The organism is Pseudomonas nabeulensis (assembly GCF_004682045.1).
GTDB classification, from domain to species: domain Bacteria; phylum Pseudomonadota; class Gammaproteobacteria; order Pseudomonadales; family Pseudomonadaceae; genus Aquipseudomonas; species Aquipseudomonas nabeulensis.
On the sequence record NZ_QUZT01000109.1, the window covers coordinates 1 to 13,103 of the forward strand.

General features: G+C 54.2%; 13 protein-coding genes. 2 read left to right on the top strand and 11 right to left on the bottom strand.

The genetic code is table 11. From position 1 onward, the window contains the following. Positions 1-73: 73 nt before the first annotated feature. A complete protein-coding gene (locus tag DYL61_RS30210) occupies positions 74-856 on the bottom strand; it encodes a DeoR/GlpR family DNA-binding transcription regulator (RefSeq protein ID WP_135311417.1) in 783 nt (260 codons plus the stop codon). 121 nt (positions 857-977) lie between these two features. On the opposite strand from DYL61_RS30210, the gene DYL61_RS30215 reads away from it, so the two are divergent. Beyond that, positions 978-2,138 carry an alpha-hydroxy acid oxidase gene (locus tag DYL61_RS30215; RefSeq protein WP_135311418.1) on the top strand — a complete coding sequence of 387 codons (1,161 nt, stop codon included), beginning with the start codon at positions 978-980 and terminating at the stop codon, positions 2,136-2,138. Positions 2,139-2,329: 191 nt separating this feature from the next. On the opposite strand, the gene DYL61_RS30220 is transcribed toward DYL61_RS30215, so the two are convergent. Further along, positions 2,330-3,256, bottom strand: a complete 927-nt coding sequence (locus DYL61_RS30220; RefSeq protein WP_135311419.1) for an alpha/beta hydrolase — start codon at positions 3,254-3,256, stop codon at positions 2,330-2,332. A 172-nt stretch (positions 3,257-3,428) separates the two neighbouring features. On the opposite strand from DYL61_RS30220, the gene DYL61_RS30225 reads away from it, so the two are divergent. Beyond that, positions 3,429-4,016 carry an NUDIX domain-containing protein gene (locus DYL61_RS30225; RefSeq protein WP_135311420.1) on the top strand — a complete coding sequence of 196 codons (588 nt, stop codon included), beginning with the start codon at positions 3,429-3,431 and terminating at the stop codon, positions 4,014-4,016. A gap of 194 nt (positions 4,017-4,210) precedes the next feature. On the opposite strand, the gene DYL61_RS30230 is transcribed toward DYL61_RS30225, so the two are convergent. The 9 genes from DYL61_RS30230 to DYL61_RS30270 form a co-directional block, all read right to left on the bottom strand. Beyond that, the gene (locus tag DYL61_RS30230; RefSeq protein WP_135311421.1) at positions 4,211-4,630 is read right to left on the bottom strand and encodes a hypothetical protein; all 420 of its coding nucleotides are present in this window, start codon (positions 4,628-4,630) and stop codon (positions 4,211-4,213) included. A 3-nt stretch (positions 4,631-4,633) separates the two neighbouring features. Continuing rightward, positions 4,634-9,442, bottom strand: a complete 4,809-nt coding sequence (locus tag DYL61_RS30235; RefSeq protein WP_135311426.1) for an RHS repeat-associated core domain-containing protein — start codon at positions 9,440-9,442, stop codon at positions 4,634-4,636. Positions 9,443-9,771: 329 nt separating this feature from the next. Next, positions 9,772-10,233 (bottom strand): SMI1/KNR4 family protein, encoded by a 462-nt coding sequence (locus DYL61_RS30240; protein WP_135311422.1) that lies wholly within the window; start codon positions 10,231-10,233, stop codon positions 9,772-9,774. 207 nt (positions 10,234-10,440) lie between these two features. Next, positions 10,441-10,761 (bottom strand): hypothetical protein, encoded by a 321-nt coding sequence (locus DYL61_RS30245; RefSeq protein WP_193559471.1) that lies wholly within the window; start codon positions 10,759-10,761, stop codon positions 10,441-10,443. After that, complete coding sequence (locus DYL61_RS32020) at positions 10,752-10,832, bottom strand: colicin E5-related ribonuclease (RefSeq protein ID WP_420825095.1); 81 nt, start codon at positions 10,830-10,832, stop codon at positions 10,752-10,754. Before DYL61_RS32020 ends, DYL61_RS30245 begins: the two co-directional genes overlap by 10 nt. Before the next feature lie 37 nt (positions 10,833-10,869). After that, positions 10,870-11,316, bottom strand: coding sequence for a hypothetical protein (locus tag DYL61_RS30255; RefSeq protein ID WP_135311423.1), 447 nt, complete (start codon positions 11,314-11,316; stop codon positions 10,870-10,872). 185 nt (positions 11,317-11,501) lie between these two features. Continuing rightward, the gene (locus tag DYL61_RS30260) at positions 11,502-12,014 is read right to left on the bottom strand and encodes a hypothetical protein (RefSeq protein ID WP_135311424.1); all 513 of its coding nucleotides are present in this window, start codon (positions 12,012-12,014) and stop codon (positions 11,502-11,504) included. A 170-nt stretch (positions 12,015-12,184) separates the two neighbouring features. Beyond that, complete coding sequence (locus DYL61_RS30265; protein WP_135311425.1) at positions 12,185-12,460, bottom strand: YrhB domain-containing protein; 276 nt, start codon at positions 12,458-12,460, stop codon at positions 12,185-12,187. Continuing rightward, on the bottom strand, positions 12,460-13,103 hold a 644-nt coding region (locus DYL61_RS30270), incomplete at its 5' end, for a toxin glutamine deamidase domain-containing protein (protein WP_202978052.1). The genes DYL61_RS30270 and DYL61_RS30265, both read right to left, overlap by 1 nt.

Sequence of the window (13,103 nt, forward strand, 5' to 3'; positions counted from 1 at the left end):
TGTGGCTACTGCCTTGGCCCGGCAAAAGCTATGTATTGACTGGCTCACGCCCTCCGCAAGCACAGCCGCTTCACTAGACCTCCACTTGCAGCACTTCCAGCCCGAGCTGCTCATACGCCTCGACACTCGGCACATGCCACTCGGTAATCAACGTGTGAATACGCTCGCACGGCGCCACCACAAACGGCTCCACCGCACCCAGCTTGTCGGCCATGGTCACCGCCACCACGTGGGATGCGCTGTCGAGCAGCGCCTGCTTGACCGCCACTTCATCAAAATGCAGCGAGCTGATGCCCACTTGCGGGTGTAAGGCGCACACCCCGGTAAACAATAAATCCGCCTTGATGCTCTGGATCAACCGCACCGCTTCGTGACCGCTGGTGGACAGTGTCGCCGGGTTGAGCTGACCACCCGCGAGAATCACTTTGACATTGGGATGATCGGCCAGCGCGATGGCGATCATCGGCGAGGGCGTAACCACCGTCAGGCGGATCGAACGCGGCAACGACTGGGCAATCTGCAACGTGGTGGAGCCGGAATCGAACAGCACGATCTGGCCATCTTCCACACGGTCGGCGGCCAGTTGTGCGAGGTGGCGCTTGGCGTCGTTGGTTTCGCCGACGCGGGTAAAAAAATCCTTGCCGGTGTCCTTGGGCCGGGGCAGGGCGCCGCCGTGCACCCGTTGCAACAGGCCGGCGGCGGCGAGTTCACCAAGGTCGCGGCGGATGGTGTCCTGAGACACGGCAAAGTGCTCCACCAATTCCGAAGCGGTGACTTTGCCGTCGCGCTCCAGCAGCAACAAAATTTTCTGTTTACGCAAGGAAGGCAGGTCGATGGCTTGATGGCTGTTATGCATGTTTGTGCGTCATTTTGCGGGTTTGTGCGAGATTAGCCCTCGGTCAATCTAAACGCAATGGTTGGTTGCGCGGCCGATGGGCGGTTACTCTCAGCGTTCAGTTCAGGGAGAGGTGACCTAGATGACGTTGATCACAACCATCGAAGATTTACGCAAGCTGGCGCAAAAACGAGTCCCACGGATGTTCTACGACTACGCCGATTCCGGCTCCTGGACTGAGAGCACTTACCGGGCCAATGAAAGCGACTTTGCCCACATCAAATTCCGCCAGCGGGTAGCGCGCAATATCGATCAGCGCTCGATCCGCGCCAGCATGATCGGTCAGGAAATGGCGATGCCAGTGGCGCTGGCCCCCACCGGCTTGGCCGGCATGCAACACGCCGATGGCGAGATTCTCACGGCTCGCGCCGCTGCGGCTTTTGGTTTGCGCTACACCTTGTCGACCATGAGTATCTGCTCATTGGAAGACATCGCCGAACACGTCGGCCAGCCGTTCTGGTTCCAGCTGTACGTGATGCGCGACCGCGCCTTTATCGAGCAATTGATCGAACGGGCCAAGGCCGCTGGCGTGGATGCGCTGGTGTTGACCCTGGACTTGCAGATCCTCGGCCAGCGCCACAAAGACCTGATCAATGGCCTGTCGGCGCCGCCCAAACTCACCTTGCCCAATATCGTCAACATGGCCACCAAGCCACGTTGGGTCATGGGCATGCTCGGCACCCAGCGCCGTGGCTTCGGCAATATCGTCGGGCATGTAAAAGGCGTGGCGGACATGAGTTCGCTGTCCTCCTGGACCGCCCAGCAATTCGACCCGCGCCTGAGCTGGGACGATGTGGAGTGGATCAAGAAATGCTGGGGCGGCAAGCTGATCATCAAGGGCATTCTCGATGTGGAAGACGCACGCCTGGCGGCCAACTCCGGCGCGGATGCGTTGGTGGTGAGCAACCACGGGGGGCGTCAGTTGGATGGCGCGCCGTCGAGCATCAGCCAGTTGCCGGCGATTGTCGAAGCGGTGGGCGAGCGTATCGAAGTGTGGCTCGATGGTGGCATTCGCTCCGGCCAGGACGTGCTCAAGGCGATGGCATTGGGTGCCAAGGGCACCATGATTGGTCGTCCCCATCTGTATGGTTTGGGAGCGATGGGCGAGGCGGGTGTGACCAAGGCGCTGGAGATTATTGCGCGTGAATTGGACGTGTCGATGGCGCTGTGTGGGTATAACGATATACGCGATGTGAATCGCGAGATTTTGTTGCCCGGTACATTTCCGGAAAGCATTTCTTGAGCAAAAAAATCGTAAAAATATGAAAAGAGTTGTCCACGAAAACCGTGGGTATCTCTGTGGATAACTTTGCGAGACCCCGGCGGGTATGGCGATTTAACCAAAGGTTAATATTTGACCAATTGCCGGCGCGGGCCAGCATGGGCAGGGTTTGCGCTTGACACACAAGCGCAAACCCAGTGCCGAAAAGTGTTTTAGGAGTCGCCCTTGCGGCCTGTGGAGTGCGTCACAACCTGGGGCGGCATCGTCGCTTGCATCAGTTTGTCCAGCGCCTGGCCGTAGCTGCGACCGGCCAGACTCATGCTGTTGTTATGGCTGGCTCCGGGTACCAATAACAGCCGCTTGGGCTCCTGGGCGGCTTCGAATAATTGCTGGCTGAAACGCGGCGGCACATAGCGGTCATCCAGGCCATGCACCACCAGCAGCGGCATATGGATATCGGCAATCTTGTCGATGGAATCGAATTTCTGCGACAGCAACCAGCGCACTGGCAAGGATGTATTCGCCACCGCCGTGGCCACATCCGCCAGGGAAGTGAACGTTGATTCAATCACCAATCCACGCACAGGCAATGGCGTCTGTTTACCCAGCTCTGCGGCCAGGTCGATCGCCACCGCACCGCCCAGGGAATGCCCATAGATCAGGCGTTTGCTCGGGTCTGGTTGCAGGGTTTGGAAACGCTCCCACGCAATACGCGCGTCCTCGTACACCGTGGTTTCCGACGGCAGATCGCCGCGGCTCTGGCCAAAGCCGCGATAGTCGATGGCCAATACCGAATAACCCAGCGCGTGCAATTGCTCGATGCGAAACAGCTGCCCGGTGAGGTTCCAGCGCACCCCATGCAGGTAGAGGATCGCCGGCGCGTCCTTCTTGTCTGCCGGGTACCACCAGCCATGAATATTCTGCCCCGACTTGAAACTGGCAGGCTTGAGCTCGAATTCCTGCACCGCCTTGGGCAAACCCGTGTACCAACCGGCGGTGCCGGGCTCGATGCGAAACACCAACTCGCGCTCCTTGTGTTGCAACACGGCACAACCCACCGGCAGGCCGACGATCAATAGCGCCATGCACACCAGGGGAAACCAGCGCAGGCTCAGGCGCGATAGAAAACGTGAAGACATGAACATTCCAGGACAAAGGTGAAGCAGGGTTTTTAACAGATGGCCCCCGCAGGCAGGAATTAATTCGACCGCCGTCAACGAGGATTGCTTGCAAAGTGTTACAGCATTGAACAATCCGTGCCGGGGTTGTTAGGGTGTGCAGCCGATCAACCCCGCGAGCCAAAACCCGACCATGGACAACAGCCCCGTGCGCATCAACGCCGTCGATACCCTTTCGGATAACTGGTACCTGCTGAAAAAATACAGTTTCGACCTGCGCCGCCGCGACGGCAGCTGGCAGGCCCAGACCCGCGAAGTCTACGACCGCGGCAATGGCGCGACCATCCTGCTGTACAACCGCGAACAGCGCACGGTGTTGCTGATCCGCCAGTTTCGCATGCCGACGTTCGTCAATGACTACCATGGTTACCTCATCGAAGCGGCGGCCGGGCTACTGGACAATGCCAGCCCCGAAGAGCGTATTCGCCTGGAGGCAGAAGAAGAAACCGGGTATCGCGTGGGGCAGGTGGAAAAGATCTACTCGGCGTATATGAGCCCAGGGTCGGTGACGGAGCGGATTCATTTTTTCGTGGGTGAGTATCAGCCTGGGGATCGAGTGGGCACGGGCGGTGGGTTGGCGGAAGAGGGCGAGGATATTGAAGTGCTGGAACTGGGGTTTGAACGGGCGCTGGGGATGGTGCAGAACGGGGAGATTGTGGATGGGAAGACGATTATGTTGTTGCAGTATCTGGAATTGCGGATGTTGAAAGAAGGTTGGTGAACCAGCTTTTGTGGTGAACCGGCATTTGTAGTGAGCGGGCTTGCCCCGCGCTGGGCTGCGGAGCAGCCCCATAACGGACGGTGTTGATCCAGCAGAGGAGACACGTCGCCTGGATTGGGGCCGCTTTGCGGCCCAGCGCGAGCAAGCTCGCTCGCCACAGGGTTATGTGGCTGACTTGGAGAGTGTAGGCAGGCTCACCAAGTTGATGGGTCTTCCAGGCTGGCTTTTTGGAGGTCGTCTTTCCAGACCTCGTTGGCGAGTCGATAGATGTCGGCGAAGAAGCCGCGTGGGTCGGCAATTTCGGTTTCGTCCCATGCCATAGTTGAACACTCTTCCGGATCGTCTTCGAAGTAAGAGTGGAAGTTGAAGTTTTCAGTATTTAAGGCGGAAGCTAAACTTTCCATTAGCTTGTGTTTGTGGCGATGGGAAAGTTGATTGTACGGGTCTAAACAATATTTGAGTATGAGATTTTCCCTATCTTTAATGTCATTTGGGTTGTAGTGAGCAAGCTCCTCTCCCTTTGTATCTTCTCTATCGTAAATGTCAAAGATCCCCACGAAATAGTTGAGGCTGGCGTCGAAAGGTATATGGCTGGAAGACGGATGGAATAGCATTTTTTAGTCCTTGGTAGGGAACAGGGTGAAAGGTGTTCCGTCCTCACGAAATTTCATCTCTGCTCCATTCATAGATGGGTTAAAAGTTGGGTCGTTTGGGTTTTTCTTATTTGGTCGGTAGCCACGGCCGGCTCCGGGTAGCTCTACGCGTACGATATTGTTTTTCTTATCATCGATACCCGTGTAACGCGGTAATCCTCGCTCAGTCCGAGACGTAGCTTTTGTCCATGCCTGCAACTGGAGCCTCCAGCTATTAAATTGTGAGCTTGGTACTCCCTTTTTATTTTTTGGAGTTTTTCCTGTTATTGGGTCTGTCCCGTCAATTGATCGTCTTCTCATTTTGACGCTCTCTACCTCTGGACCATGTTTTCCAACCATATGCATATCGTACTTTTTCTCGTGCTCCAGAACTCGACGCTTTGCGTTGGCCTCCGTTAGCTCCTCAATTTTTTCCTGTCGCTGAGCCCGCGTAAGCTGCGGTAACGCAGGTTCTCCGTGGCCAACACCCGCAGTTGGCAGCTGAGCGGTAGCGCTTGGCTTGCATCCGTCACCGCCGGGACAGGTACTTAACCCCAGTGGATCTACCCACCCGGTAGGATTGGGCACGTACTGATGCCCGTTGATCCCACCCGCCAACTTCACCGGATCCGGTGTCAGATAGCGACCAATATCCGGATTGTAGTAGCGATGGCGGTTGTAGTGGAGGCCGCTTTCCTGGTCGAAGTACTGGCCTTGGAAGCGCAGCGGGTTGTCGACTTTTCCGGCATCAAGGCGGGAGATTTCACCGTAGGCGCGGTAGTGGGCGGACCAGACGATTTCGCCGTCGGCGTCGGTGAGTTCCTGCGGCGTGCCGAGGTGGTCGAGTTGGTAGTGGTACGCCTTGGTCGTTTTCGGGCCGAAGCCTTCCAGTAAGGCCAGTGGGCGGAAACTATCCGGCTCGTAGAGATAGTTGCGGTGCCGATCTGCGTGATGTTCGGCAATCAGCTTGTCGCCTTGCCAGAAAAACTCCGTAGTGATGCCGTCTACGGTCTTGCTGATACGCCGCCCAAATGGGTCATAGCGATAGCTGGCGGTTTGGCCGTTGGGTTTTGTGATGCCAATCAACCGATGCTGACAGTCGTAGCTGTATTCGGTAACTAGTTGTGGGCCTTTGCCTCGCCGCTCACGGATCAGGTTGCCAAAAGCGTCATAGTCGTAGTGATTGTCACCCTGACTCATCAAACGATTACCCGCCACGATGTCTGGACCGGGACGGTCGTGCATCAGCAGGTTGCCCGCCGGGTCGTGGCCGAAACGCTCTTGCACATCTTGGGAGTGGTTGGCGCGGGTGAGACGGTTTAGCGGGTCGTAGTGGTAGTGGTGTTCGCCTTTGCGGGTGTCTAAAACCCGGGTGAGGTTGCCGGATTTGTCGTAGTCGTACTGGCGTTGGAAAAGGTAATGGTCCTGCTGCGTGACGGCGTGGGCGTGCAGGCGTCGTTGGTCGTCGTAGTGGTAATGACTGAGGAGTTGGCCTTGTTGGCGTTGGTGTTCCTGGCCGGATTTGTAGAGGTGAGAGGTTAGGGTTTCACCGTTCAGTTCGACGGTAGAGAGATGGCCGCCCTTGGCATGGTTAAAGGTGACCCGGTTGTTATCAGGCAGGCGCAGCTTTTGAAGTTGGCCGCAGGCGTCGTAGCCATAGCGCAGGGTGCCCCAGCCTTGGTGTTCGGCGGTGAGGCGGTTTTGCGCGTCGTATTCGTAGGCCAACGCCCAGTGACCGTCTTCGACGCTTAGGAGATTGCCTTGGCGGTCGTACGTATAGTCGACGGATTTCCCATCGGGAAGGATTTTTCGTACCAGCCGCCCGGCATGATCCCGCTCGTAACGGGTGACTAACTGACTGCCGTCATCGCCATGTTCGGTCTTTTCCTTCAGGTTGCCATTGAGGTCATAAACATAGGCCGTACGCTGACCGTCGAACCCAATCTCCTGCTGGATCAGCCCATTGGGGTGGTAATCCAGCCGATAGATTTCGCCAACTTCGTTCTCGATTTCAGTCAGCAGTAACCGCACATTGTCGTAACGGTATTTGACCTGGCTGCCATCGGCATTAATGCGACGACTGATGAGGTGCAACCCATCCGCATATTCGTAGCGGGTAACGTTCCCTAACTCGTCCCGTTCAGCAGTGATTTTTCCGTAAGCGTTGTAGCCGTATTCCCTGCAAGCCCCACCCGGAAGAACCACCCGAACCAAGCGCCCAACGCCATCCCACTGATACTGAGTCAGCGCGCCATGTTCATCTTCGCGGGCAATCTGCCGCCCCAGTTCGTCATAGCGATAACGCTTGATCCCGCCATTGGGCAGCTGTTCCTCAACTAGCTGCCCACGCTCATTCCACACCAGCCGCTGGCGGCTGTGATCGGGATACCAAACCCCAATCAGCTGCCCGTATTTGTTGTACGTGTAGTCGGTAATATGCCCGTCTGGATCGATCTTGCGCGTGATATCGCCCTGATCATTGCGCTCATATTTCCAGACCGCTTCACCCCGCCGTACCACCCGTACGAACCCGTTGTCATGCTCGTAGGACGTCGGCTCATCGTCCCCCGGAAACAACGCCACCAAACGCCCAGCTTCGTCGTACTGATACGCTGTCACCGCCCCGAGCGGATCTTGCTCAACCGTCAGGAGGCCCTTGTCGTCGTAGGATTTGAAGTGCTGGGCACCGTCCGGATCGACGCGCTGTACCAACCGCGCACGCGAGTCATGCACATAGACTTCCTGACTGCCATCGGCGTTAAACACCGTGACGCGACCGTTGTCGTCCCAGGCATAACGCGTGTCCATTTGGGAAAAACTCGCCCAATGCCGGACACATCGCGCGGCTTTGCCGGACCTTTCCCACTCCCAAAAGAAACTCGCCCCGCCGGCCAATCCGCGTTCGAGAATCACGTGCTGATCGTCGTACCGGTAAGTCTCGCTTTCTCCTACAGCATTGGTCGCTGAAAGCAACCGTCCAAGTTCGTCATAGGCGTAGGAAACAACCGTCTGCTCAGTCACCCAGATGTAGGGCTCATGCCCCTTTGCCCGCTGAATCTGGTACTCAACCGCAACAATGCGATCTGACGAATAGCGCAAGAACAGCGAACGCCCAACACTGTTAGACACCCGCTCAATGCGCCCCGAATAGTCACGGGAAATTCGCAACCGGTTGTCATACGCGTCGCTGATGGCTGTCAGTAAACCCTTACGGAAATGGTAGAAACGCGATGCTTGAGCCAGCACCAACTCATCTGGCACCGAGCCCAAGTAGATCGCCACTTCGGCCAAACTATTGGTAATCGCCGGCCGCGAAGACGAGGGCAAGGGCAGGGCAGTCGAGCGGTTCTCATGATCGGTCCACACCACCGAATCACCAGCAACAAAAAGCCGATGCGATAGCGAGTGACTCCAACCAAACCCCAGCCCGCAATCCACTTCCACGGCACTGGTGCGATACAGCCGCGTCCACTCGAACGGCAAAATCCCGTCCAGCGCACCATCAACAAGGGTCAGCAACTCTTCCCCGGTAACCATCGACACCGGGCAGCCGTTGGTAGCGGTTTTATCGGCACTGGAAGCCACTGAGCCGTTCGGGTTCTTCCCCGAAACCGGCACGTCATCCACATGCTCCTGCCGAATCAACATCGTGCGCTGCGTAGCCTTATCCCGCCCCAAAGCCACCGGATTCGAGATCAACTGCTCCCCAGCCTGCAACGGCACATCCGGAACCGTTTTGATCGACTTCGCCGGACCACCCAACAACACCGGCTTCACCGCATCGGCATGCGCAGCCAAATTCGGCCCCACCAGTTGCTTGGCCAGTAGCTCCAACAACTGCCGCGCGCGACTGGACCGGATATGACTCAACACTTGCGTCCCCAGGCGCACGGCCACACCCATCGCGCCTGCAACCCTCAACAGCAGCAGGTTGATCAACACCTCGCCGGTGACTTCCCCCATCACCTCATTCATATCCTGCGGCGGCAGCATCCGTATCCAACTGGATATGGCCGACAGGTAGATGAACATCAGCGGCTCATCGCTGAGCATCAGCAGCCCGTTGGCAATCGATTCGCTGCCCAGCTTCAACAGCTCATCCAGCTCCGCTTGGGAGACGTATTGCAGGAGCTTTTCACTGTTGGGCTTGATGTCCTCAAACAGGGCATACAGCTGCGTGAAATTGTCCCAAAGGCTGTAAAGCGCTGTGCCCATGCCACGTAGGAACGCTGTCTCCAGCAGGCGGCGCTGATCGAGCGGGTTGGCTGTGGTGAAGGTGTCCCACTGGGCTTGGAAAGTGTCCGTCCACGCTTGGCGCAGACGCACTTCCAGGTCTTGGATCACCCCCTGATAAGACGCATACAGCGCCTGGATGTGGTCCTTGGAAATACGGGGGTAGAAGCTGACCCGGTATTGCTGGTTGCGATCACACTCGTCGATTTCGAGGATGCCGCTTGGGCCGATGGTCTTGTGGATCGGCTCGCCCAGCGGGCCGCCGTTGGGGTCGACGCGTTGCAGCATCACCGGCGTATTGCCGATGGGCACAAAGCGCGTGCTCTGGAACAGATGCACCAGCGTCAGCTTGCCATTGGCTGGGCAAGTGGCGACGGTGCTGCTTGGAATAATCGACCGCTTGATCGGTGCAACCAGCGCCACTTCGTCGCCGACCTTGAATACCTGCTCGACCTCCAGCGCCGAAAAGCTCCAAAAGCTTTCAGCCCACGTGTCAAAGGTATTCAGGCATTCACGGAAATCTCGAAAAACGGCCTCGATGTCGACCGTTTCCACATTCATCGGGGTCAGGGCCAGCCGGCCAATGGCCGGGTTCACGATTGAACCCCAGTAATAAAACCACCCATCTGCAATCCCTCGCGCTGTGTATTCAGGCGAGGGACTTTGCAGAGGTTCTTAGGGCGGGGGAGTAGAGGTTATCTGGCGGTTGCGTGGGAAGTTTCGATTGTTTTGCAATTTGCCGATCGACTTGCTATTTAGGGGGGATGTGAGTAATTGGGCTTTGATAGCGCAAGCCAACATATTTCAACTGACTTTTGCTGGCGCGTCAGAATGCGTAACGCACTAGGCTGGTGTTAGATCAGATCTAGGCTTCTACAACGCAAATGAATTCAAGTATGCGCAATAATTCGCTTATACAAAAACTCAAAAAAATCAGAAGCATAATTAACATGCTCGCCAGATGCGAGCCGAAGCTTCACTGGATACTCACCACTATTAAAGCGTGAACAGTCAAAGAAAAACACTTCTCCGAAGTCAGTTTCGCTGATCACGAGCTCCTTCTCGCCTATCAAGTTATTTTTCAAGCCCATAATATGTTGATAGACCACGTCCCCCCCGTTTGCACATTCAAAATCCACCCCATAAATACTATAAATTTCTTCGCTACCGATTTCTCCACCCATGTACGTATTTAAAAAGCATTTATATGAGTTTGGCAGCTGAAATCCCAGCCTTTGTTCTGCCCTTTCGATCCATTCCTCCCCCACACTATTGACCCCACGGCCAAAACGCACAACATCCAGATGCAATGCAATTAAACTTTCGACGTGCTGCGCCGTAAACTGACTCATGTTCAATCCCTAAAACCAGTAGATAATTGATTTAGTAAGGACTGCCTTTGACGTTAGGGAGTGCGCTACCTTCTCGGCCGCTGTGTCTCTGGAGCGACCGACCAGCTAGTGAAAGCTGCCCTAACTTATCCGCAGGGTCCAACACTTTCCCCGTACTAGACAAGTCATCAATGGTTTTTCCTGCCAATGAACTACCTTTTTCACTAACTAAACCCTAACCAGAATAAACTCTATAAAAATTCCACTACCGCTCATTCCCTCAACAATGATCCGGCTCGTTTCCACCGACTTCACAGCGAAATCCATTTCATTTAACGAAGCAGAAAAGTCAACGATGCAATCCATATCTGGAATTCTCTTGTCGCTCTTGATTTTAAAACCTTCAATGCCAAGAATTGCAATGCCATTATTCTTGCAGTAGTCGACCAACCTAACGCCATCACCAACATTAAACAAAGGAGTTCTTCCCCGCATTAATGTAGGAGCAATAGGCAAATTCTCTACGGACACTTCTGTAATCAGTCCCATGGGGCTACCCACTTAGGGTCATTTTTATTGGAGACTTGGACAATCGCTCCCGTACGATCATTCCTCACCACATATGAGCCATCCTTAGCGATATAGCCAGTAGCTGGATCATTTTACCCAGGAAATGTGATCTCCATCTAAATAATATAATCCCTCAAGCCTTCCTGAAACTTTAGGTAGCTCGAAAATAGACTCTGAAACATATGAAAAAGGGAGTCTAGCCCTCAGCTCTTGAGCTCTTGCAGAGTAGTCTGCCCAAGAAGGCTCAACCCTCCCATTCCAGAATGTAACAAAGGAGCCATCTTCAAGAAGAATGACAGGTTTTAAGCACTCAACTTCCCCATCACCATCCCAGTACAGATAACCTAAGTAACTAGAGCCATCACATCCAACAAAACTAGCGCGAACGATTATTTGAGCGTCAGTACAAGTCTCCTTATCAAGGAGAGGACGGACTGTTAGCTCATCTTCCACAGACTCATCCATAGGAAAGTACCAAGCACCAATACAAGCAAGATCATCAATGGCTAATTCATATATCTGTTTATCAGTCATGCTTGAATACCTATTTAATCAGGTGCTTGATTGAGTCAAATAATTCGGGCCGCCCTATATCGCCATAAGCTTTCTGCAACCCCGAGCTTATTTGCCCAGAGGTATACGTAGCCGGTTTACCACCTTTGCCCCATTCAATCCCCTTTGCAGCTTGGTCTATTGTTCCAGCTGCAACTTTTGGACCATTAAATCGGGCCAAGCTCTCGCAACTGCTTCTCGCTGGCAAATTCTAATCCACCGTTCTCAATCCTAGCTCCATCTGAATAATGGGAGCACCCACAGACATTGCACTGATAAGCCAGCAATCCATTATGCTTACCTATAAAGGCGCGCATTCCCTCAGATTCACATCTGGGGCATTGCTTATCAACTTCGACAGTCGCCAACTCCTCAATCGTATCGCGTAAAAACCTCGCAATTGACTCTACATCTCTAGCCTGACGCTTCAAAACAATACTCTTGAAATTAATTAAAACACCTGTCTTAAAGGAAGAGTATTCGGCTGGAATCTCCCTCTCATCTAATTTCGCAAAGCTATCAAAGCCATAGGCCGAAAACGGCTCGCCGGCAAGATGCTTTTGATTACTTCTCACCCAAAATAGTATTACTTCAAGAACTTTTCTTACAGGTGTTTCGTCACTCAGAGTTTCCACTACCGACTGGAATTCATGCCATATCTTTATGGGTAGAGTACGCATCAGTTGCCCACCTTGACCGGGAAGGTTGTAATTAAATTTCCTGCCTTGTCGGTGACTTCGAATCCACCTTAAATACTTCGCCAGCACCTACGCCAATTGCAGAAATAGATATGGCATCAGTTTTCGAAAGAAGACCGGGTACCTATAATTTTCGACCCAAAAAACCAATCTTATTTTTTTGACTTACTGATTGCATAGCATTCAAGATATTCTTTCAGCGGCTTAGCTGTTCCTAAAACATGAAGCTCTCCAGTTTCCTTGTCAATCAGGAATGGCCCGTTTCCAGCCAGTTGAGCCGACAGACACCCTGTCTCCAAATACTCTTTAGATTGATAGCAAAAAAACCACCCCTCGGAGAACTCGCCCTCATTTGTTAGCTGCAAAGCAACCTCAGAGTCGTCCAAATATTTCTTAGCTATTTCCAAAGCATATGCGTAGGTAATCATTAGTTAGTCCTCAGTAACTGCAATGTCTTAAAGTCACTCATATTTGCCGGCTTTCCAGTCTGCCCATCGAGATAACGAATAGCCCCATTCTGATTAACCACGTTGAATACATGGCCTGGCTGACCTGGACCATAGGAGCCAAACACAATTCCGCGTGCGCCGTCCCCACCACCAATAATGTGCTGGGTGATGGTTTCGGGTGAAGACACACCGCTAAACTTAGCGCCATATTGCTTCTCCAGCACAGTCAACGGAACCCCCTTGGTAGAGTTTATTGGCAATGCAGATGCTGGATTACCTGCCAGTGTTGCATCAGTGGCAATTGAACAATTAACGCAGTTATGAGTTCGACCTGCATCTGGATAACCTGGATTGACGTTCTTTATTGAACCGGCAGTTTCGTCCGCCCCCCCTGTCGTTTTTGCACCAACACCCCCTCCCTTCCCCCCAACCAACCCCACCCCCGGCAGCACGCTCAACATCTCAGCATGGTTCCCCTGCACCGTCTTCTGCACCGCCAGGCGTGTGTCGTCCTGATTGCTATCCAGGAACCCTCGAACAATCAGCCGTTCTTCCCAACTCAGCCCACCGCTGCTTTCGTACTTGTCGAGCGCGGCGTTGCCCATTTCCGCGGTGGTTCGTT